General features: G+C 62.2%; 20 protein-coding genes. 12 read left to right on the forward strand and 8 right to left on the reverse strand.

Annotated features, from left to right (window positions below; genetic code table 11):
- Window positions 1–12: 12 nt before the first annotated feature.
- Window positions 13–1,215, reverse strand: a complete 1,203-nt coding sequence (locus tag HMPREF0291_RS10295; protein ID WP_005291220.1) for a YihY/virulence factor BrkB family protein — start codon at window positions 1,213–1,215, stop codon at window positions 13–15.
- Between the two features lie 85 nt (window positions 1,216–1,300).
- Between HMPREF0291_RS10295 and HMPREF0291_RS10300 the strand changes: the two genes are divergently transcribed.
- The 3 genes from HMPREF0291_RS10300 to HMPREF0291_RS10310 are packed head-to-tail and all read left to right on the forward strand — an operon-like array spanning window position 1,301 to window position 2,284.
- Window positions 1,301–1,594, forward strand: coding sequence for a PLDc N-terminal domain-containing protein (locus HMPREF0291_RS10300; protein WP_005291223.1), 294 nt, complete (start codon window positions 1,301–1,303; stop codon window positions 1,592–1,594).
- 15 nt (window positions 1,595–1,609) lie between these two features.
- Complete coding sequence (locus HMPREF0291_RS10305; RefSeq protein ID WP_005291227.1) at window positions 1,610–1,882, forward strand: PLD nuclease N-terminal domain-containing protein; 273 nt, start codon at window positions 1,610–1,612, stop codon at window positions 1,880–1,882.
- A gap of 3 nt (window positions 1,883–1,885) precedes the next feature.
- Window positions 1,886–2,284, forward strand: a complete 399-nt coding sequence (locus tag HMPREF0291_RS10310) for a hypothetical protein (RefSeq protein ID WP_005291230.1) — start codon at window positions 1,886–1,888, stop codon at window positions 2,282–2,284.
- 34 nt (window positions 2,285–2,318) lie between these two features.
- Here the strand turns inward: HMPREF0291_RS10310 and HMPREF0291_RS10315 are convergent, their stop codons facing one another.
- Entirely contained in the window at window positions 2,319–3,587 is a 1,269-nt protein-coding gene (locus HMPREF0291_RS10315) for an MFS transporter (protein WP_005291233.1), read from the reverse strand.
- A gap of 100 nt (window positions 3,588–3,687) precedes the next feature.
- On the opposite strand from HMPREF0291_RS10315, the gene HMPREF0291_RS10320 reads away from it, so the two are divergent.
- Window positions 3,688–4,944, forward strand: a complete 1,257-nt coding sequence (locus HMPREF0291_RS10320) for a D-serine ammonia-lyase (protein ID WP_005291235.1) — start codon at window positions 3,688–3,690, stop codon at window positions 4,942–4,944.
- Here the strand turns inward: HMPREF0291_RS10320 and HMPREF0291_RS10325 are convergent.
- Window positions 4,941–6,641 carry an FAD-binding dehydrogenase gene (locus HMPREF0291_RS10325; protein ID WP_040424602.1) on the reverse strand — a complete coding sequence of 567 codons (1,701 nt, stop codon included), beginning with the start codon at window positions 6,639–6,641 and terminating at the stop codon, window positions 4,941–4,943. The two genes, HMPREF0291_RS10320 and HMPREF0291_RS10325, sit on opposite strands and share 4 nt — an antisense overlap.
- A gap of 210 nt (window positions 6,642–6,851) precedes the next feature.
- On the opposite strand from HMPREF0291_RS10325, the gene HMPREF0291_RS10330 reads away from it, so the two are divergent.
- The 3 genes from HMPREF0291_RS10330 to HMPREF0291_RS10340 all read left to right on the forward strand — a co-directional run bounded on the left by HMPREF0291_RS10330 (window position 6,852) and on the right by HMPREF0291_RS10340 (window position 9,647).
- Window positions 6,852–8,048: an NAD-dependent epimerase/dehydratase family protein gene (locus HMPREF0291_RS10330; protein ID WP_005291242.1), complete on the forward strand. Its 1,197-nt coding sequence runs from the start codon at window positions 6,852–6,854 to the stop codon at window positions 8,046–8,048.
- A gap of 9 nt (window positions 8,049–8,057) precedes the next feature.
- The gene (locus HMPREF0291_RS10335; protein WP_005291244.1) at window positions 8,058–9,197 is read left to right on the forward strand and encodes a glycosyltransferase family 4 protein; all 1,140 of its coding nucleotides are present in this window, start codon (window positions 8,058–8,060) and stop codon (window positions 9,195–9,197) included.
- 114 nt (window positions 9,198–9,311) lie between these two features.
- Entirely contained in the window at window positions 9,312–9,647 is a 336-nt protein-coding gene (locus HMPREF0291_RS10340; RefSeq protein WP_005291246.1) for a PLD nuclease N-terminal domain-containing protein, read from the forward strand.
- A gap of 10 nt (window positions 9,648–9,657) precedes the next feature.
- On the opposite strand, the gene manA is transcribed toward HMPREF0291_RS10340, so the two are convergent.
- From manA to HMPREF0291_RS10355, 3 genes are all read right to left on the reverse strand, one after another.
- A complete protein-coding gene (gene manA / locus HMPREF0291_RS10345; RefSeq protein WP_005291250.1) occupies window positions 9,658–10,932 on the reverse strand; it encodes a mannose-6-phosphate isomerase, class I in 1,275 nt (424 codons plus the stop codon).
- Window positions 10,932–12,404, reverse strand: a complete 1,473-nt coding sequence (locus HMPREF0291_RS10350; protein ID WP_005291253.1) for a glyceraldehyde-3-phosphate dehydrogenase — start codon at window positions 12,402–12,404, stop codon at window positions 10,932–10,934. The genes manA and HMPREF0291_RS10350 overlap by 1 nt, the downstream gene beginning before the upstream one ends.
- Window positions 12,405–12,476: 72 nt before the next feature.
- Window positions 12,477–13,478, reverse strand: coding sequence for a 3-hydroxyisobutyryl-CoA hydrolase (locus tag HMPREF0291_RS10355; RefSeq protein WP_005291256.1), 1,002 nt, complete (start codon window positions 13,476–13,478; stop codon window positions 12,477–12,479).
- A gap of 34 nt (window positions 13,479–13,512) precedes the next feature.
- On the opposite strand from HMPREF0291_RS10355, the gene HMPREF0291_RS10360 reads away from it, so the two are divergent.
- Both HMPREF0291_RS10360 and HMPREF0291_RS10365 read left to right on the forward strand, forming a co-directional pair.
- On the forward strand, window positions 13,513–14,325 hold the full coding sequence (locus HMPREF0291_RS10360; protein ID WP_005291261.1) for an HAD family hydrolase: 813 nt from the start codon (window positions 13,513–13,515) through the stop codon (window positions 14,323–14,325).
- Window positions 14,326–14,328: 3 nt separating this feature from the next.
- Window positions 14,329–14,886 (forward strand): DNA-3-methyladenine glycosylase, encoded by a 558-nt coding sequence (locus HMPREF0291_RS10365; RefSeq protein WP_005291264.1) that lies wholly within the window; start codon window positions 14,329–14,331, stop codon window positions 14,884–14,886.
- Here HMPREF0291_RS10365 and ppk2 read toward each other — a convergent pair.
- Window positions 14,883–15,755: a polyphosphate kinase 2 gene (gene ppk2, locus HMPREF0291_RS10370; RefSeq protein ID WP_005291267.1), complete on the reverse strand. Its 873-nt coding sequence runs from the start codon at window positions 15,753–15,755 to the stop codon at window positions 14,883–14,885. The genes HMPREF0291_RS10365 and ppk2 overlap by 4 nt on opposite strands.
- A 78-nt stretch (window positions 15,756–15,833) precedes the next feature.
- Window positions 15,834–16,157 (reverse strand): putative quinol monooxygenase, encoded by a 324-nt coding sequence (locus HMPREF0291_RS10375; protein ID WP_005291270.1) that lies wholly within the window; start codon window positions 16,155–16,157, stop codon window positions 15,834–15,836.
- 71 nt (window positions 16,158–16,228) lie between these two features.
- Here HMPREF0291_RS10375 and HMPREF0291_RS10380 point away from each other — a divergent pair, with 71 nt between their 5' ends.
- Genes HMPREF0291_RS10380 through HMPREF0291_RS10390 form a run of 3 tightly spaced genes read left to right on the forward strand, consistent with a single transcriptional unit; the run spans window position 16,229 to window position 20,294 of the window.
- Window positions 16,229–16,987 (forward strand): LamB/YcsF family protein, encoded by a 759-nt coding sequence (locus tag HMPREF0291_RS10380; protein ID WP_005291273.1) that lies wholly within the window; start codon window positions 16,229–16,231, stop codon window positions 16,985–16,987.
- Window positions 16,984–18,537, forward strand: coding sequence for a 5-oxoprolinase subunit B/C family protein (locus HMPREF0291_RS10385; protein WP_005291275.1), 1,554 nt, complete (start codon window positions 16,984–16,986; stop codon window positions 18,535–18,537). The genes HMPREF0291_RS10380 and HMPREF0291_RS10385 overlap by 4 nt, the downstream gene beginning before the upstream one ends.
- A gap of 5 nt (window positions 18,538–18,542) precedes the next feature.
- Entirely contained in the window at window positions 18,543–20,294 is a 1,752-nt protein-coding gene (locus HMPREF0291_RS10390; RefSeq protein WP_005291276.1) for an ATP-binding protein, read from the forward strand.
- Window positions 20,295–20,300 lie beyond the last annotated feature (6 nt).

The following is a 20,300-nucleotide window of genomic DNA, read 5'->3' on the forward strand; positions in this document are numbered from 1 at the left end:
TACGCAAGAACGTTAGTCCCGGTCGCCGCTGCGCTTGACGCTCTCCTGCTCCTCCATCTCGCGCTTGGACTGTGCATCCTCGTAGACATCCCGCGCCAGCCGGTGCAGGAAACCCACGATCTTATACCGGAACAGCACGGCGTCTTGCGACCTCGGCGCCGCCTGCACCATCTCTTCCGCGTTCCACCCCATCTGGAGCTCTTTGGCCCGCAAGATCTCCGCGTCGAGTTTCACTCCGAGCAGCAGCACAATATTCATTGCCCAGACCATCACGAGCATCGCCAGGACAGACCCGAAGGCCCCGTAGGCGCTCTGAAGCCCGAAGTTGGACACGAACCAGTTGAACAGCGCCCACAGCAGGCCAATGACCACAAGCGCCAGTGCAGAGCCGACGGTGAGTAGGCGGAACCGCCCCGGCCGCACATTCGGTGCGAAGTAGTACAGGCAGGACACCAATGCGATCGCGGCGAGAATCACCACTGGGTAGCGCAACCAGTTCCAGACGGGGATGAAGATCTGGTTGAGGTAGTCCACCACCCCTTGGAGCCGCAGTGGCTCCGCGATGGGCCCTAATACCGCGTCCACGATCGATGTGCGCAGCACTACACCTGCGACCATGATCACGCCACCGAGCACCATCAGCACCGTGATCCCCCACATGGTCAGCCAGGTCACCGGTAAGCTGCGCCCCTCGGTACGGGTGTAGATCACGTTGCAGCTACGGGAAAACGCCCTCACATACGCCGACGAAGAGAAAAGCGACACTAATAGCGAAATGATGATGGCCACGGTGCTCTGCTCCGGGGTACCGGCGACGTTGAGGAGAAGGTCGAGTGCTTGCTCTCGCAGCTCTTCAGGCACCGTGTCCTCAATCACCCCGCCCATGAACTCGCGCAAGTCATCTTTGTCTGACGGGAACATCAGCGTGACCAGCGAGTAAAACGCGAGCAGAGTCGGCGCCATCGCAGTAATAGTGAAATACGTCAGCGTCGCACCCCGGTCCATGAGCGCGATCGGCCCGAAATCGAGCACAGTGCGCGCGATGACGAGCTTCCAACCCTTCCAGCTCAGACGGTTTCCCCTTTGCAAAGCCTTGGGGTTCTTGTCAGGCGGATCCACCAGGACTGTCTCGCCCGGCCCGTAGGTTTGGACTAGTTGCGCAGGGCGCGCGATGATCTCTTTGTCTGCGCCCTTTGCGCTGTCGTCCTCGCTCATATCCCTCACCTTATCTGCCCGGCTCACACGTGCAGCGCATGTTCACAGCAGCTTTGCGCCAGGTTTCTCGGTTAAAATTAAAGACATGGTTCTTGTGGCAAGTGATCCCATCATCAGCGGGGATACGGCCTTTGGTCTCGGCTTCCTGTTCATGATGCTGCTCGGTGTGGCTGCGGTCGTCCTGTTCTTCTGGGCTCTGTTCAGCATCATCCTGGATAAAGGCCTTCAACCTGCGCCCAAGCTGCTCTGGGTCATTGTGGTGCTTTTGCTTCCGGTCATCGGGCCCTTGCTGTGGATCTTTCTCGGCCACAAGGTGGGGCGTCACACCACCCCACTCCAGCCTGGACAAGAACCGCCACCGTGGGAGCGCAAGGACTAAAGGAAGGTTATATCCATGGGCACGACTGAATTCGGTGAACTCGGTTTCAATGTTTCTTGGCTAGAAGTCCTGATCCTCGGCGGCATGGCCCTCCTCGCAGTGGCTTCTTTTGTTCTCTTTGTGTGGGCGATCGCGTCCATTATCAGAGCTGATTATCTCGATGGGGTCTCCAAACTCATTTGGGTCATCGTCTGCGCCCTCTTCCCCCTCATCGGCTCGTTGGTGTGGCTATTCGCGGGTCGTAAGCGATCCGGGCGCAGCGTCGACCCGAACTACATGCCGAGGTAGCACATGGGTCTCTTCGACCGTGTCCGCACGCTCTTCGGCCGTGATACCGTCCCGCTCGTTGCCATGCCGCGCGACCCCCGCGAAGTGGAAGCACGCTCACTCGAGGTTCACACCGCGAACTTGAGCCCCGACACAGATGAAATCATTGTCATCATCACGCTAGACGAAGATGCGTTCCAGGAGCTTTCGCTTATCGACGCTCCCTTGCGCCTCACCTCCCCTACATCCCGTCCCGTCACATTCGTGACCGGTATCACCGGCGGTGCCCCCACGTTGGACCCGAACTACGGCTGGATCATTCCCGTCACAGACGCGACCCGCGAGGAGCTCCACGCTCTCCCGCCAGGTCCGGACGAGCATGAGTTGGCCACGATTCACGTGGGACTCATTGTTCTGGAGTAATGCGCGCTACTTCAGCACGTGCTTGAACAGCCGTTTACGCTGCCTGCGGCCTGGTGAGGTAACCAGAGCGGATCTGCACCGTGCGGATTGTCGCGGACGCCAACGCGAGCACCGCGAGCACCCAGTACGGCAGGGATGGTCCGACAAAGCCGCTCAGCCACTCAATCAACGGCGGGAACCCGAAGCCAATGTAGGTGGCCACGTAGTAAATGCCGATGACAGAGCCACGCTTTTCGGGCGGGCTGAATGTATCAACGTCCAGAAGCCCTTCGCGCAAGCACAGCCCGTACGCGAGGCCCAAGAAGACCGACGCCACGATGAACATGACCATCGATGGGCTTGCTCCGCCGAGCGCCACCAGCGTCATGCCCGTTACCGCGCACAACGCACCGACGACACCGGAGTACGGGCCGAAGTTCATCTTCCGGCCGATCGCCTGGATCACCAGACCCGACCCGAAGGCGGTCACAGCGGCAACGCCCGGCAGGAACGCCCCAGACTCGAAGTACTGTCCCACGCGTCCGGACAGGGTGACAATCGCACAGGTCATGCATGCGAAGACCCACAGACCCATGGGGAATGCAGTCGCCAACGCCTTGCCGGCGGACTGCTCCACCGCCGGCGCCAGCTCATCTGCGTCGTGAGCGCCGTCTGCATCGTCTGCATCGTCGAGCGCATCGCGCTGAATGTCTTCCTCATCCACCTCTTGATGCAGGACTTCCCGAGTGTGCGGAACATCGCCGACGATGAAGGAGAACACGATCGCACACAGCGAAAGCAGGATCGACGCCACGTACGGGATGTAAATGGCGTTGCTAGCGCTGACCGTGTGCGCGATGATCCCGGAGGCGATCGGCCCCAGCATGAAGCCCGAAGTGAGGAAGATGCCAGCCAGCGTCGTGCCTTCTGTGCCGCGCAAACGCCCGGCCCAAGCAGTGCCCGCACTGACCACCAGGCCCACGCCCAGCCCGACGACGAAGCGCGCTCCCAGCAATACCGCCGGGTGCTCCTGCCAAAACATGAGCGCGATGTTGCCCAGCATGGCCACGGTCGCGCCGACCATCACCGCCGGGCGTGAACCAAAACGGTCCGCGATGAGGCCGCCAGCGATCAGGCACGGAAACAGACCCAGGGCGTAGATACCGTACGCACTGTTGACTAGCAGCGTCGACATGTCCTGGTTTTCCCGGAGCACCACGAGCACGGACGCGAAGTGGTTCGCGGCCCATCCGGCAGAGATGAGGAACGCTACCACGCTCATGAAGACAGTCTTGGAGTCTTTCGGCGTGAAGGTGCGGGTCATTGCAGGTGCCTCCTCCCGCGGAACAATGCAACGGTTGTGACCCGGGTAACTCTACTCCCGCTAATATCTACTTTCCAACAGATTTATAGAATGGGTGCTTATGACCATGCCCTGGGACCGTCCCGCTTCCCCTCCCCCAAGCGCCCTTTCGCTTATCGACGCCCTCCGCACCGCCCAAGAAATCTCCTGGGCCCGCGAAACTACCCGTGAGCTCGACGCCGATATCGCGGCCGCCGTGGACGAGGCCGCGGAGCGTTTCGACCGCTTCGCTCCGTGGGTGGCCGAGCACTATCCCGAAACCCGCGCTGGGTCAGGCGCGTTCGGCCCCGGCATCATCGAATCTCCCGTCAAGGAAGTACCGGACACCAAGGACTATCTCTCCCGCATCCTCGAGCGCGACCTGTCGGGGCCGCTGTGGATTAAGCGTGACGACGCCCTGCCGATCAGCGGCTCGATCAAAGCCCGCGGCGGGATCCACGAAGTCTTCCGCCTCGCTGAGGAGCAGCCCGGTGTGAAGATCACTGTTGCTTCCACGGGCAACCTAGGGCTGTCCATCGGCACAGTCGGCCCGCAGCTGGGCTTCCCCACCGAGGTGCACATGTCCGTCGACGCCAAACAGTGGAAGAAAGACCGGCTGCGCACTGGCGGCGCGACCGTCATCGAGCACCCTGGACTGTTCACGGACACCGTCGCGGCGGCCCGGGCGACTTCACAAAGCACAACTACCGAAGCCGGATCGGCGTTCTTCATCGACGACGAGAACTCGCTCGGTCTGTTCACCGGTTACGCCGTTGCTGGCCGTCGCCTCAAGGCCCAGTTCGATGCCCTCGGCAAGGAGTTCACGCCGGACTCCCCGCTTATCGTCTACCTCCCCTGCGGTGTCGGCGGCGGCCCCGGCGGGGTCGCGTTCGGTCTCAAGCAGGCCTTCGGCCGCGCGGTGCAGTGCCATATCGTCGAACCCGTCACCAGCCCGTGCATGGCTCTCGGCCTCGCCACCGGCAAAGGCGCCGACATCACCTGCGCGGACTTCGGCCTGAGCGGGCGCACCATTGCCGATGGTTTAGCTGTGCAGCGCCCGTCGCCGCTCGTCGTCAAGCACGCGGATGCGCTTTTCGACGGCATCCACACCCTCGAAGACGTGACATTCCTCGCCGGAGTCAACTGGCTCGAGCGCACCACCGGCATCGTTGTCGAACCGTCTGCGACAGCCGGCCTGACTATCCCGTGGCGGCTGCCTGATGTGCCCGACACTGCCACGCACCTGGTCTGGCTCACCGGTGGCTCACTCATCCCCGACCAGGACCGGGAACGACTGCGCGGACAAGCGGCCACCGCCGCTATCCAGGCTGCACGTTAGGCAGAGTCGCTGGCAACGCTTTCTCCGACGCGCTTGCCGGAGTGAATGCAGCCGCCCAGGAAGGTGCCCTCCAGGGCGTTCTTGCCGTGGTAGCCGCCACCGCCGAATCCGGCGACTTCACCGCAGGCGTAGAGGCCGGGGAAGACGGAGCCGTCGTCGTGCAAAGCGCGGCCGTTCAAGTCTGTCTCAATGCCGCCAAGGGTCTTGCGGGTGAGAATGTGCAGTTTGACGGCAATGAGCGGGCCCTCCTTCTCGTCCAGAAGGCGGTGGGGTTCGGCGCAGCGCACGATCTTGTCGCCCAGGAAATTGCGTGCCGTGCGGATGTAGTTGATCTGCGCGTCCTTGGAGAAGGTGTTGGTCAGCTGGGCGTCACGCTCGACGACCTGCTTGTGCACGAGGTCGTAGTTCACCTCGATGGCCTCACCGTCTGCAGTTTCGGCAGCCAGCTCGTTCATCTTGCGCACCAGATCTTCAAGGTTGTCGGCAATGACCCAGTCCGCGCCGTTGTCCATGAACGCCTTGACGGCCACATGCGTGCCGGGACCGAGTTTGCCGGCGAGCTTCTTGAACGACTTGTCGGTCAGATCCGGATTCTGCTCTGAGCCGGAGAAGATGAACTCTTTGTCGGCAATGTGCTGGTTGAGAAGGAACCAGGAATAGCCGTGTCCCGTACGGCCGATGTGGGCCAGGGCGGCAACGTTGTCCGAGCCCGGGAACAGGTTCGTGGGCAAGCGCTTGCCAGTCGCGTCGAGCCACATCGACGATGGGCCGGGAATGATGCGGATGCCGTGGCCCGGCCAAATCGGATCCCAGTTGATCATGCCCTCCGGGTAGTGCCACATACGGTCGGTATTGACCAGGTTCGCACCAGCTGCCTCCGCGATGCCGATGCCTCGGCCGTCGACGAACTCGGGAACACCCGTGACCATATTCTCCGGGCACGGGCCCCAACGGTCGTCCGGCCACATTTCGCGGACCTTATCCAAGTTTCCGCCAATGCCTCCGGTGGAGATGACAACGGCGTCGCCGCGGATCTCAAACGGTTCCACCTCATCGTTGTTGGAGGCGAAACCGCGCTCGGAGGAATCGTCGGCAAGCACCATGCCCTTGACTCCCACTGCTCTGCCGTTTTCCACGATGATTTCGTCCATGCGGTGACGGCTACGGAACTCCACCTTGCCCTGCTTCTCGGCGGCCTCGAGCGGCTCGAGGAAGACGCGGACGACTTCGGGGCCGGTGCCCCATGTGAGGTGGAAACGCGGCACAGTGTTGCCGTGCCCAGATGCATCACCAGAGCCACGCTCAGCCCACCCGACGGTCGGGAGCACACGCAAACCCAGCTCGCCGAGGTAATCGCGCATCTCGTTAGCTGCGAAACGAACAAACTCACGGCCCCACCTGCGCGGCCAATAGTCGTGGTTGCCCTCGCCACCAGGCCCGGTCGCATCGTCGTAATCAGCGGAGTTCTCCCAGTCCGCCCACGCGAGGTCTTCGAAGTCCTTCGCCCCCATCAACTTCTGCTCCGGGGTACCCACCATGAACAGCCCACCGAGCGACCAGAACGCCTGCCCGCCTAGGTTCGCCCTGCTTTCCTGGTCGATGAACACGACCTTGCGGCCTGCCTTCACGGCTTCGTGGCCTGCGACAAGTCCGGCCAGGCCCGCGCCGACGATAATGATGGAATCAGAAGTTTTCATGCCAAAAAGAATACCGGCTCCCCGTGAGCCCGTGAGCAGATTGAGAACGAGTTTGAGGGCGTTATAGAAACTGATCAACCATGTCATCTAACGTTCACTCTGCATACCGCGCGCCGGTAGAGCCGGGCAGGTAACGTGACCTAGAAGCTTGCGCGCATGAAAGTTCACGCGCGCGACCTGTGCATGCGACTTGAAAGGTGAAACAACACGATGAAGATTGCAGTTCTCGGCGGAGACGGATTCTGCGGGTGGCCCTCCTCCCTGCACCTTTCGGATCTCGGGCACGACGTCACCATCGTGGACAACCTTTCCCGCCGTGCCATCGACGAAGAGCTCGGCGCTCAGTCGCTCACCCCGATCGTGCCCATCGAGGAGCGTCTGGAAGCGTGGAAAGAGGTTTCTGGCAAGACGATCGAGTTCCGCAACATCGACGTCGCCCAAGACTATGAATCGCTCAAGCGATTCATAGAAGAGGAACGCCCGGACACCATCATCCACTTCGCCGAGCAGCGCGCCGCACCGTACTCGATGAAGAACAACCGCACGAAGCGTTACACCGTGGACAACAACGTCAACGCCACCCACAACCTGCTCGTGGCGGTGGTGGAGTCTGGCCTGAACATCCACATCGTCCACCTGGGAACCATGGGTGTGTACGGCTACGGCACCGCTGGAATGGAGATCCCGGAGGGTTACCTAGACATCAAGGTCGACGTCGGTGAAAACGGCATGATCGACCAGCAGATCCTCTACCCCTCCAACCCGGGCTCGGTGTACCACCTGACCAAGGTGCTGGACCAGAACCTGTTCGCGTACTACGCCAAGAACGACGAACTGCGCATCACCGACCTGCACCAGGGCATCATCTGGGGCACCCACACCCCGCAGACGGAGCGCGACGAGCGCCTGATCAACCGCTTCGACTACGACGGAGACTACGGCACCGTGCTCAACCGCTTCCTCATGCAGGCAGCCATCGGCTACCCGCTGACTGTGCACGGCACCGGCGGCCAGACCCGCGCGTTCATCCACATCCGCGACATGGCAAAGTGCATCCAGCTCGCGGTGGAAAACCCGCCGGAGAACGGCGAGCGCGTGAAGATCTTCAACCAGATGACGGAGACTCACCGCGTCCGCGACCTGGCCAAGCTCATCGCCGACATCTCCGGCACGGAGTACGCGCTCGTGCCCAACCCGCGCAAGGAGGCCGACGAGAACGATCTCTTTGTCTCCAACGACACCTTCTTAAGCCTCGGCCTCGAGCCCACAAAGCTCGCTGAAGGCCTGCTGCAGGAGGTGGAAGAGGTAGCGAAGCGCTACGCCGACCGCGTGGACCGCTCCAAGATCCCCGCCCGCTCCCTGTGGACCGGGAACCAGGCTGAGGGTGTGCCGGAGACCGAGCGCTAGCTCGACCTCATGCGCATTGCCATCTTCACGGAGGTCTTCCTCCCCAAAATCGACGGTGTGGTCACCCGCATCATTCGCACCGTGGACCAGTTGGCGGAAATGGGACATGACGTAGTCATCTTCGCCACCGGCGACGCCCCTGACACCTACGCGGGCTTCCCTGTGGAGACTGTGCCCAGCATTTCCTTCCACTGGATTTACCCGGAGATCAAAGTCGGTCTGCCGATGCCGCGGATATCCAAGCGCCTCAAAGAGTTCGACCCGGACATCGTGCACATCGTCAACCCCGTCGCGTACGCCGGATACGCCGCCGTTGTGGCCCGCCGCCAGAAGATCCCTCTCTTGGCGTCCTTCCACACGGATGTGCCCGCCTACACGAAGGATCTGGGCATTGGCTTCGTGCATAAGCAGTCGATCTGGCTGATCAAGAACTGGCACAATCTCGCGGGAATGAACCTGGTCACCTCCGGCCCCATGATGGACACTGCCGCAGGCTACGGCTTCAAGAAGGTGGCGCTGTGGCCGAAGGCTGTCGACACCGTCGGTTACCACCCGGACAAGTACTCGGAGCAGATGCGGGCGCGTCTCACTGACGGCAATCCGGAGGCTCCCCTACTGCTCTACGTCGGGCGCATGTCGGCGGAGAAGAATCTGACCATCCTCAACGATGTCATGCCGCTGCTGCGCGACAAGATCCCCGGCGCGCGCTTGGCCATGGTCGGCGAAGGCCCGCTGTACGAGCAGATGAAGAAGGCCTTCAACCCCGAGTTCACCCACTTCACCGGCTACATGTCGGGCGAACCGCTCGCGCAAGCATTCGCGTCGGCGGACGTGTTCGCGTTCCCCTCGCTGACCGAAACTCTCGGCCTCGTCGCGCTGGAGTCATTCGCGTCTGGTGTCCCGGTCGTCGGCGCCCGCGCGGGCGGCATCCCGTTCGTCATCGACGACGGCGAGACGGGCCTGCTCGTGGATAAAGAGGCCTCAGCCGCGCAATGGGCGGACGCGTTCGCGCAGTTGCTTATTGACGCCCCTCGCCGCCACACCATGGGAACCCTCGCCCGCGAAGAGGCGCAGCGGTGGTCGTGGCGCGCGGCCACAGAAAAACTGGTCGAGTACTACGAGCAGTGCATCAGCGGGCACGCCAAATAATTTTTCTCTCGACGTGTAACCTTACGCTTCTATGCAAAGTCTAAGGATCAGGACATCAGTTGATGATGTCGCTGTACGAGACGTTCACTTTCCCGAAAGGAAATCCTCCCTCTCATGTTCAACGAATCTGTCCACCTTTTCGCCCAGACCTACAGCGAGTACGGCACCACCACCGACGTGGTCATCCCCGAAGGCTTGCTCATCGGTTTAGGAATCGCCAGCCTGATCTCCTTCATCGTGTGGCTCTGGGCGGTCATTGACTTCGCCCGCACCAAGCCGATGGATAGCACCTCGAGGATCATCTGGTTGGTCGCCCTTCTCTTCGCTGGCATCTTCGCCGCGCTGGTTTGGCTGCTGTGGGGCCGCCGGAACAAAGACAAGTGGCGGGCTAACGACGTCACCCAGACTGCACCGGGCGGACCGAGCGCTCCGGGCGGCTACCAGTACTAGTAGCTGGCTGCTAGTCGAACTCGGCCGGGTCGATTGACCCGGCTTTCGTTATTTCTCCAGGTGCAATTTCGAAGAACCGGGCACCAGACCCTGGGGTGGTCTCCACGTGAATGAGGCCTTCGTCTGCACCGACGAAGACGGCTTCCCCCGGGGCTAACTCCAGCGGCGAGGAAGTCTCAGTCGCAATGGTCAGGGTGCCTTCCACCACCAGGATGATGGTCGGTTCCCCACCGTCAATGCGGACCATTGTGCCGTTTTCTTCTTCGTCATCAGTTTCGTCGAAGTAGCGGGTGACCCGGAAATCCGGGATGCCAACGTCGAAGTTGCGCGTGTACAGGCTGAGCGTTTCTGTGGCCTTGCCGTGGAAGGTGGGGTCCTCCAGCGGCGTGAACTCCAGAATGCTCAGCAGTTCTGCCTGATCGATGTGCTTGCTGGTCAATCCGCCGCGCAGCACATTGTCGGAGTTGGCCATCACTTCCACACCGAGGCCGCTGATGTAGGCGTGTAGGTTACCGGCCGGCAAGAAAAGCCCGTCACCTGTGTCCAGCTCGACGTGGTTGAGCAAGAGCGCGGCGAGGATGCCCACATCGCCGGGGAACCGCTCCCCAATGAACTCCAGGTTCCGGGCGATGGTGATCAGTTCCGCCTCATCCGTCTCACCGTCAGCGAGGGCTTGCGCCCGCTGAACGACAGCGGTGGCCAACGGGGCAGGGTCATCCAACGACAGCCACCCCTCCAGCACCGTGTGCAGGCGTTGTTCCTCGCTCATCGTTTCGTCGGCGAGAACCTCTTGGGCGGGGTTAAGCGCCGGGAGCGCAAGAACGTCGATAAGCACCCGGGTTTTGGCCACCGGGCGGAATCCTGCAAGCGCACGGAACGGAGACAGCGCAATGAGGATCTCCGGCTTGTGGTTGTCATCCTTGTAGTTACGTGCGGGCGCGTCCACAGGGATGCCGGCGGCGTTCTCCCGTGCGAAACCCTCCCGCGCCTGCGCAATGGACGGGTGCGCCTGAATGGACAGGGGCTGCGCGGCCGCGAGAATCTTCACGAGGTACGGCAACGTGCCGGAGAAAGTCTCCGCGCACTGCGGGCCGAGAATCCCCGCGGGGTCGGCGGCGATGACAGCATCGAGCGGGCCGGCATCGGTCAAAGACGGCGCGCTCGGGTGCGCACCGAACCATAGCTCGGCTTCCGGTTTGCCTGAAGGTTCGCGGTTCTGCAGCGAAGCAATGCTGGAGTCATCGCCCCAGGGATAATGTTGCAGCTGCCCTGTCAGTTTGAGCACTAGCGGATGTCCTGCGGATCCTTGCGCTCCGGCAAGATCTTCGGGCGAACACCCGCGATCTCCTCGACGATGCGCACAACCTGGTTGGAGTAGCCGAACTCGTTGTCGTACCACACGTAGAGCACCAAGTGGTTGCCGGTGGCGATGGTGGCCAACCCGTCCACAATGCCGGCGTGGGTGGTGCCCACGAAGTCGGTGGACACAATGTCCGGGGACTGGATGTAGTCGATCTGCTGGCGCAGGTCCGAGTCAGTGGACACGCGACGCAGGTAGTTGTTCACGTCGTCCTTGTTCACCTCGGAATCCAGATCGAGGTTGAGCACAGCCATGGACACATCCGGGGTGGGAACGCGAATAGCGTTACCGGTGAGCTTGCCCTCAAACTCCGGCAGCGCCTTGGACACGGCCTTGGCTGCACCGGTCTCGGTGAGCACCATGTTCAGGCCGGCGGCGCGGCCGCGACGGGCACCCTTGTGGAAGTTGTCAGCCAGGTTCTGGTCATTGGTGTAGGAGTGGACGGTCTCAACGTGACCGTGCTTGACCCCCCAGCGGTCACCAACGACCTTGAGCACTGGTGTGATCGCATTAGTGGTGCACGACGCGGCGGACAGCACACGGTCCTGCTCGGAATCGTCGATCATGTCGTGGTTCACGCCGTAGACAATGTTCTTCACGTCGCCCTTGCCCGGCGCGGTGAGCAGCGCGCGGGCGACACCCTTGGAATCCAGGTGGCGGGACAGGCCAGCACGGTCGCGCCAGCGGCCGGTGTTGTCCACGACGATCGCGTCGTTGATGCCGTAGGCGGTGTAGTCGATCGCACCCGGATCATCGGAGTAAATCATCTGGATTGGGGTGCCGTTAGCCCAGATGATCTCGTTCTCACGATCGACGGTGATCGTGCCGTTGAACGCGCCGTGGACGGAATCGCGACGCAGCAGGGACGCGCGCTTGACGATGTCGTCCTCGCCCTTCTTGCGCACCACAACAGCACGCAGGCGCACGCCGCCGTACTGGGCCTCACGCGCGATAAGGATGCGGGCGAGCAGGCGGCCAATGCGACCAAAGCCATAGAGGACCACGTCACGCGGGACGCGGTGGCTGTCAGCACCGATGACTTCCGCCAGCTCTTCCTCGAGGAAGGTGCGCAGCTCCACACCCTCGGTGCGGCTGTAGTTCTTGGCCAGACGGCCTAGATCGATGGACGCAGTGCCCAGGTCCATCGTGGACAGCTCACGCATAATCGGCAGGGTCGCGTCCAGCGGAAGCTCGCGGGCGACCACGCGGCGGGCGTAGCGGTGGGCCTTGATGATCTCAATGTCTGTCATTCCCACCAGAATGCGGCCGTAGATCGATGTCACAGCGTTGTTCTCGCGGTGGAGCTTACTGATCAGCGGCAGCATTTCCTGGGCGAGCTTCAGCTTGTTGTTCCAGTCCTCGGTCAGGTTCTGGGGCTGCCCTGCGGCTTCCGTCACGTCTGCGTCCTTCCTTACATTCTCTACATGCGTTAGTGCTTCAGCTGGCCTGCTCACAGGCCACTAAGTGACTTAGTCTAGTACTTTCCTGTACCGCTCCGGCCCTGGCTCCGGGGCGAAGTCCGCATCGTTGGACTTATCCACCAGCACAGCGCGTACTCCTTCGAGGAAATCCGGCTCGCGGCGGATCTTCAACCCCAACCTCTCTTCGTTGTCGAGACTGCCCTTCAGATCGTGCTTGGCGTTGGCATCCATCAGCTCCGCCGAGGCGACCAATGATGCCGGTGAGGCCTGCTTCAGCAGCGGGTTGGCCAGCTCGCCGAGCTCACCAGTCAGCTGCTCACGGATGTGAGACCAGGGGCCGGCGAAAGTGCCGTCGACAAGCGAATACATGCTCTCGATCTCCGCTTCGCCGTGCTCCATGCCCATCGCGTCGAGTGCACCAACCCCCTCGTTGATCACGCGCTCCGCGACACCATCGAGCGATTCAACGAGGTGCGTGGCTAGGCCCGTGGCCATCATGTCATTCGCTTTCAGGCGGTACCCCGTAAGCGCGACGAACGTGCCCAAGCCTTGCGACGGGTGCTTCGGCAGGTTCTGCAGCGTCCAGCTCATGCCCACGTCGGTGAAGTAGCCGATGTTCATCTCCGGCATCGAAGCGAATGCGTCGGGCGTGACCACGAAGTGGCTGCCGTGTGCAGACAGGCCCAAACCGCCACCCATGACCACTCCGGAGATGAGTGAGATATACGGCTTTGGAAACTCGGAGATGAGGTAGTTCATCTCGTATTCGCGGCGGAAGAACTCGTCGACGCCGTCGTGGTTGCCGGCCATGATCTGCTCGCGCGCGTACCGCACATCGCCGCCCGCACAGAAGTGCTTGCCGCTCGATTGAACCAGCACTTGCTCAATCGCGTCGTCCTCGCGCCAGGCGTGCAACGCTTCGATGATCGGGTAGAGAATGTCCGGGTTCAGCGAGTTCAGCGCCTTCGGCCGGTCGAGCGTGACCACTCCGGTAGACTGAACCACATCGATTTTCACTGGTTGCGTCGCATTTTCGTTGCTTTCACTCATGAAACCAGTGTTCCATACCCTACAAAGGACTGCTATGAGCTTTCCCCGCATCGTTGCTTTGGACATGGACGGCACGCTCGTCGACCCGGACGGCAACATTCCCGACGAATTCTGGCCGCTGCTGGGGCGTGCCCAGGACGCTGGGATGATCATCGCCCCCACATCGGGCCGCCAGCTGGCCACACTGCAGACAATGTTCGACGGCCGCGGACTGGAGACGTTCATCGCCGAAAACGGCGCCGTCGTGTGGCACCGCGGAGAGATCGTCTCTACCAAGCCGATGTCCCTGGACACCGTCACTTCGATCCTCGACGCTGTCCGCGAGAGCAACACCGCCATTCACCCCGTCGTGTGCATGCCCGAGTACGCCTACGTTGCCGAGGCCATGCCGCAGTGGGTACAGGAGGAGACGGACAAGTACTACGTGTCGCAGCGTGCGGTTGGTTCGCTTATCGACGCTGCACGGACCGACTCCAACCCCACCACCAAAGTGTCCCTGTTCGTGGAGTCCAATGCCGAAGACGACGGCGTGCCCCTGATTGAGAAAGCAGCCCCCGGTGTGAACGCGGCGGTCAGCTCCGAGCACTGGCTGGACATCATGTCCGACGATGCCAACAAGGGTGCCGCGCTGACGTCACTCGCGGAATCGCTGGATGTCGACATCGCCGACACTGCCGCCATCGGTGACTATCTGAACGACACGTCCATGCTCGAAGCTGCTGGCACCGCCGTGGCGATGGGAAACGCGCACAGCGACCTGAAAGCCATCGCCGACGAGATCACCGGCACCAATGCGGAGCACGGTGCTCTCAAAGCAATCCGTAGGTGGCTGGAGGCCAACGCCTAGAAAATGATCGATTTCACCGCACCCGCTGACGTTGTCGGCCCACAGTTGCTCGGCTGCCTGATCACCCACAACGGCGTGACAATCCGGCTGACAGAGGTGGAGGCTTACCTCGGCGAGGAGGATGAGGCCGCACACACCTACCGCGGAAAGACGCAGCGTAATGCTGCCATGTTCGGCGAGCCGGGCCGGCTCTACGTCTACCTCTCCTACGGCATCCACTTGAACGGCAACATTGTCTGCGCTCCGGAAGGCACGGGCCAGGGATGCCTCATGCGTGGTGGTGAGGTTGTAGAGGGGGTCGACGTGGCGCGGGAACGTCGACAAGCGAAAGGCAATATTGTCGTCGACGAGAACCTTGCGCGCGGACCCGGAAATTTGGGGCAGGCGCTGGGGCTGTCCCTGCCCGACAACGGCACCCCCGTCCAGCTGACCGAACGCGATGAAGAACCAGAGTGGGAGTCTGGGCCGCGGGTGGGCATCAGCAAAAACGTTGACGCCCCCTACCGTTTCTGGATCCCCGGCGACCGGACCGTGAGCAAGTTCCGGGGAAAGAAGCGCTAGTTCTTCTTGCCCTTTTTGTTGCGCTCCAAGTCGGCAGCGACATCGGGGACGTAACGGAACTCCTCGCGCGGTGGCCGCTCATAGTTGCTGGAGGCGGGCCGCTCCGGGATCTCAGGGAGGTCGAGTGCAACGTCCTCGTACGGGATCGAGGCCAGCAGATGCGAGATGACGTTGATGCGCGAGCGCTTCTTATCTTCGCTCTCCACCGTGTTCCACGGCGCCTCTGGGATGTCGGTGTGGACGAACATCTCGTCTTTCGCGCGGGAGTACTCCTCCCACTTCGTGATGGATTCCAGATCCATCGGTGACAGCTTCCACTGGCGCAACGGGTCTTCGCGGCGGGACTGGAAACGCGCAATCTGCTCTTCATCGGAGACAGAGAACCAGTACTTGCGCAGCAAGATCCCGTCCTCGACCAGCAGGCGTTCAAAGATCGGCGCCTGGTGGAGGAAACGGCGGTACTCGTCCGTCGTGCAGAAGCCCATCACGCGCTCAACACCGGCGCGGTTGTACCAGGAGCGGTCAAAGATGACGATCTCCCCAGCCGCAGGCAGGCGCTCAATGTAGCGCTGGAAGTACCACTGCGTCTGCTCGCGCTCCGTCGGCTTAGGCAATGCCTCAATGCGGCACACCCGCGGGTTGAGGTACTGGGTAATGCGCTTGATCGCCGAGCCCTTGCCAGCGGCGTCGCGACCCTCCATCACGATGACGATACGGGCACCCGTGGCAACGACCCACTGCTGCAACTTCACCAGCTCGGCCTGGAGCCGCAGCAGCTCTTTCTCATAAGCCTTCTTCGACAGCTTCGGGGGCTTAGTGTATTCCTCTGCTTTGGAATCTCGGGCTTCGGAATTGATGTCGGAACTCATGGGCTTTCACCGTAGTCCCGGCTGTGAGATACCTGACAAGCGGGGTCGCCCCGGCAGGCGGCGGGGTGATTCCCCCAGCTAGTTCACCTTGAACTCAGCCATCTCGTCCCACTCGGTCTTGCCTTCGATCAGGGTGTTGATGATCTCCGGGGTCTCCTCCAAAATCTTCGGGAACAGCTCCTGTGCGGCCTTGAAGTGGTCAGAGGTGACGTGGGCCTCGGCGGCATCGTCCTGGAACGCCTCGACGAGGATGTACTCGCCAGGCTGGTCGGTGTTGCGGTACCACTCGAAGAACAGGCATCCGGCCTCGTTGCGGGACGCATCAGTGAAGTCGGCGACCAGTTCGCGGAAGTTCTCGGTGTTTTCGGGCAAGGGCTTGAAACGGACATTGATGAGGATCATGAGTCCCAGTGTAGAGCGGCTCACTACACTGGGAAGAACTACTTTCGACGAACTGGAAAGCGTGGTGCACCGTGAGCGAGCACATCGACCTCAACGCCGACCTTGGCGAGACGACGGCGGGTAACCCCGTCGCCGACGACGCAGCCATGCTGGAGATGGTCTCCAGCGCCAACGTGGCTACAGGTTTCCACGCGGGTGATCCGCATTCCATTAAAGGGACGCTTGTCGACGCGAAAAGAAGCAACGTGACCGTCGGCGCCCACATCGCCTACAAGGACCCGGCCGGTTTCGGACGTCGTTTCATCGACTACGACCCAGCCGAGCTGGCTGACGAGACTTTGTACCAAATTGGCGCTCTTGACGCACTGGCCCGTGCGCAGGGATTGGAGGTCCGTTACGTCAAGCCGCACGGTGCGCTGTACAACACCATCGTTCACCACGACAAGCACGCCCAAGCCGTGATCGACGGCATCAAAGCCTTTGGGGATCTCCCAGTCATGCTTCTGCCTGGCGGCGCCGCGGTGGACATCGCAGAAAAGGCTGGCCTGCGGGTGATCCGTGAAGCCTTCGCGGACCGCGGGTACAACCCGGACGGCACTTTGGTCTCCCGCCGCGAACCGAACGCTGTGATGACGGACGCCCAACAGGTGGCTGAGCGCGTGTTGCAGGTCGCCTCAACCGGTGCCGTCACTGCCATCGACGGCAGTATCGTCGACGTTGCTGCGGAATCGGTGTGCGTGCACGGCGACTCCCCCGGCTCTGTTGAGTTGACCCGCAGCGTTGTGGCGAAGCTGCAGGACGAAGGCATTGAGATCAGGAGCTTCCTGTGAGCGGCACCATCAAACGCGACATCAAGCGCGTGGGCACGCGCGGACTCATGGTCGACCTAGACAGCCTCGAACAGGTCATGGATCTCTACGCGGCCTTAAGCACCGAGCCTCTCGAGCGCCAAACCGACGTCATCGCCGGCGCCCGCACCGTGCTGGTCACCTTTGATTCCACCTCAGCGGCTACAGCAGCAGCCGAATTCCTCCGCGACTTCGAACCCGAGGCGGCAGGAAGCAAGGAATCCCGCGAGATCGAAATTGAGGTTTGCTACGACGGCGCAGACCTCGACGAACTAGCTGAACACCTGGGCAAGACCCGCGACGAACTCATCGAATGGCACACGTCCACCGTGTGGAAGGCCGGGTTTGGCGGATTCGCTCCCGGATTCACCTACTGCGTCCCTGAAAACGAGGCAGACGCACTCGACGTGCCACGCCGCTCATCCCCCCGTACTGAGGTCCCAGCCGGCGCCGTCGCATTGGCTGGTGACTTCTCCGCCGTTTACCCGCGCACCTCACCAGGCGGGTGGCAGCTCATCGGCACGACCACGACACCGATGTGGGACTCCACCGCTAAGCCTCCGGCGTTGGTCAGCCCTGGGGATACGGTGCGCTATGTCAGCGTCGAAAAGCTTGCGCACGAGCAAGAGACCAGCCACTTCGAGCTGGACACTCCCCCACGCATGCCGCTGTTCACTGTGGACGACGCTGGACTGCAGACGCTCTACCAGGACCTGGGCAGGCAAGGCAACGGCAGCCTCGGCGTGACCACGTCCGGATCGTCGGACCGTGCGTCCGCGCGCATCGCGAACGACGTGGTGGGCAACAAGCGCAACGCGACTCTCCTGGAAAACATCGGCGGGCTGACTATGACGGCACTGACGGAAACCGTCGTGTGCGTCACCGGTGCCGACACCGACGTGTTCGTGGGCCAGAGGTCGTTCCCACTCGCCACCCCGATCATTGTGCCGGCCGGTGCGCAGCTCGTTGTCGCCCCACCCCGGGTGGGCATGCGCTCTTATATCGCTGTGCGCGGCGGGCTCATCGCCGATACCGAGTTGGATTCCGCCGCGACCGACCTGCTCTCCGGGCTCGGCCCCGCACCGATCCAGGCTGGCGACACCGTTTCCGTGTCGCTGAAGAAGCCGGACACTGCGAACGCCCTGTTGTCCAACCCACTGCGCGTCACCGCTGACACCGCGACCGTGCGCTGCGTGCTCGGCCCGCGCGATGACTGGTTCAGCACAGATGAAGTCGAGCGTTTCTTTGACACGACTTTCACGGTGACCGGCGAATCCAACCGCGTCGGCGTGCGCCTAGAAACAGACGAACCGCTGCAGCGTGATCGCAGTGGCGAACTTCCCTCAGAAGGCATGGTGGCCGGCAGCGTGCAAATCCCGCCCAGCGGCCAGCCCGTCGTGTTCCTGCGTGACCACGCAGTGACCGGTGGCTATCCCGTCATTGCCACCGTGATCAGTGAAGACGTCGACATTGCCGCGCAACTTTCCCCTGGCTCCACCATCCGCTTCGAACGATACAGCGAAAGAGATTAACTACCATGACCACTCCTGCACCTCAGACATCCTTGAAAGCGGTGCTCATTGCCAACCGTGGGGAGATCGCGGTCCGCATCGCCCGCGCGGCGCGCGACCTGGGCATCCGATCCATCGCGGTCTATTCCGACGCTGACACCGGCGCGCTGCACACGCTCGTTGCCGACGAGGCCTACCGCCTGCCCGGCAATAGCGCTTCCGAGACGTACATGAACGTCCCGGCACTGATCTCCCTGGCGCATAAAGTTGGAGCAGACTGCATCCACCCCGGTTACGGCTTCCTGTCGGAGAACTCTGACTTCGCCCGTGCAGTTGTTGACGCTGGCCTGACTTGGATTGGCCCCACTCCCGAGTCGATCGAGCTGCTCGGTGACAAGATCGCCGCCCGCCGCGTCGCCGTGGAGGTTGGAGCGCCGCTGGCCCCTGGCACCGAAGATCCGATCGGCGACTGGGAGGAGGCCCGCGCCTTCGCGGAAGAACACGGCATGCCGATTGCGATTAAGGCCGCTTACGGTGGTGGTGGACGCGGTTTGAAGGTCGTCCACGACGAGGCTGACATCGAGGACGCTTTCGCATCTGCCGGCCGCGAAGCCAAGGAAGCTTTCGGCCGTGCGGAATGCTACGTGGAGAAGTTTCTCACCCACCCGCGCCACGTTGAAGCTCAGGTGCTTGCCGACACCCACGGCAACGTCGCAGTGCTAGGAACCCGAGACTGCTCGACGCAACGCCGGTTCCAGAAACTCATCGAGGAAGCCCCCGCACCCTTCCTCACCGACGAGCAGCGCGCCGGCATCGAGGACGGTGCCCGCGAGATCTGTCGCGCAGCGAACTACGTGGGTGCCGGAACCGTCGAATATATCGTTTCCGAAGATGGCACCGTGTCATTCCTGGAGGTGAACACCCGCGTGCAGGTGGAGCATCCCGTCACAGAGGTGGTCACGGGCGTGGACATCATCGCTGAGCAGTTCCGCATCGCTGACGGCCAGGAGCTGTCCTTCGGTGGGGACCCGGAGATCACCACGCACGCCTTCGAGTTCCGCATCAACGCCGAGGACGTCACCAACGGTTTCGCACCTGCGCCGGGCTCCGTCACGCGTTTCGACGTCCCCACCGGCCCCGGCATTCGCGTCGACTCTGGGGTGCGGACAGGCAGTGAGATCCCCGCCTACTACGACTCGCTGATGGCCAAGCTGATTGTCACCGGCCCGAACCGCGACGCGGCTCTGGCGCGCTCCCGCCAAGCCCTGAAGGAATTCACCATTGAGGGAGTGCGCACAGTGTTGCCGTTCCACCGCGACATGGTGGATACTCCGGAGCTCAACGGCGATTCTCTGGATATCTACACCGACTGGGTGGACGGCAATTACTCCCCCAGCGCCAACCACGAAACGGCCGATATCGAGCACATTTACGACGAGCGGGAGACCGTCGTCATCGAAATCGACGGGCGCCTGCACCAGATCGGCTTCCCCCGCAGCTTGCTCCGCGGCGGCGTCACTGGCGAGTCACCTTCTTCCGCCGCGGAGAATACTGCTGGTAGCGGCGGTGAAGGGGCTGTGACGGTGAAGTACGAGTCGACCATCGTGAAGTGGATGGTCAGCGACGGCGACACCGTGGAAAAGGATCAGCCGCTGGCCACCGTCGAGGCCATGAAGATGGAATCCACCATCAAATCCCCGACCGCCGGCACGATCTCGCTCTCCGCGTCGGAGAAGGACCGTGTGAAGGCGGGAACGACGATCGCAACGATCGCCTAAGCCCTC

The sequence above is a fragment of the Corynebacterium genitalium ATCC 33030 genome (assembly GCF_000143825.1).
In the GTDB taxonomy this organism is placed as follows: Bacteria; Actinomycetota; Actinomycetes; order Mycobacteriales; family Mycobacteriaceae; genus Corynebacterium; species Corynebacterium genitalium.

Coding starts and splice junctions, on each gene's coding strand:
- ppk2 (WP_005291267.1), bottom strand. CDS start 15,755: ATGAGTTCCGACATCAATTCCGAAGCCCGAGATTCCAAAGCAGAGGAA.
- HMPREF0291_RS10315 (WP_005291233.1), bottom strand. CDS start 3,587: ATGACCCGCACCTTCACGCCGAAAGACTCCAAGACTGTCTTCATGAGC.
- HMPREF0291_RS10340 (WP_005291246.1), top strand. CDS start 9,312: ATGTTCAACGAATCTGTCCACCTTTTCGCCCAGACCTACAGCGAGTAC.
- HMPREF0291_RS10355 (WP_005291256.1), bottom strand. CDS start 13,478: ATGAGTGAAAGCAACGAAAATGCGACGCAACCAGTGAAAATCGATGTG.
- HMPREF0291_RS10295 (WP_005291220.1), bottom strand. CDS start 1,215: ATGAGCGAGGACGACAGCGCAAAGGGCGCAGACAAAGAGATCATCGCG.
- HMPREF0291_RS10365 (WP_005291264.1), top strand. CDS start 14,329: ATGATCGATTTCACCGCACCCGCTGACGTTGTCGGCCCACAGTTGCTC.
- HMPREF0291_RS10330 (WP_005291242.1), top strand. CDS start 6,852: ATGAAGATTGCAGTTCTCGGCGGAGACGGATTCTGCGGGTGGCCCTCC.
- HMPREF0291_RS10335 (WP_005291244.1), top strand. CDS start 8,058: ATGCGCATTGCCATCTTCACGGAGGTCTTCCTCCCCAAAATCGACGGT.
- HMPREF0291_RS10320 (WP_005291235.1), top strand. CDS start 3,688: ATGACCATGCCCTGGGACCGTCCCGCTTCCCCTCCCCCAAGCGCCCTT.
- HMPREF0291_RS10305 (WP_005291227.1), top strand. CDS start 1,610: ATGGGCACGACTGAATTCGGTGAACTCGGTTTCAATGTTTCTTGGCTA.
- HMPREF0291_RS10375 (WP_005291270.1), bottom strand. CDS start 16,157: ATGATCCTCATCAATGTCCGTTTCAAGCCCTTGCCCGAAAACACCGAG.
- HMPREF0291_RS10360 (WP_005291261.1), top strand. CDS start 13,513: ATGAGCTTTCCCCGCATCGTTGCTTTGGACATGGACGGCACGCTCGTC.
- HMPREF0291_RS10310 (WP_005291230.1), top strand. CDS start 1,886: ATGGGTCTCTTCGACCGTGTCCGCACGCTCTTCGGCCGTGATACCGTC.
- HMPREF0291_RS10300 (WP_005291223.1), top strand. CDS start 1,301: ATGGTTCTTGTGGCAAGTGATCCCATCATCAGCGGGGATACGGCCTTT.
- HMPREF0291_RS10390 (WP_005291276.1), top strand. CDS start 18,543: ATGACCACTCCTGCACCTCAGACATCCTTGAAAGCGGTGCTCATTGCC.
- HMPREF0291_RS10325 (WP_040424602.1), bottom strand. CDS start 6,641: ATGAAAACTTCTGATTCCATCATTATCGTCGGCGCGGGCCTGGCCGGA.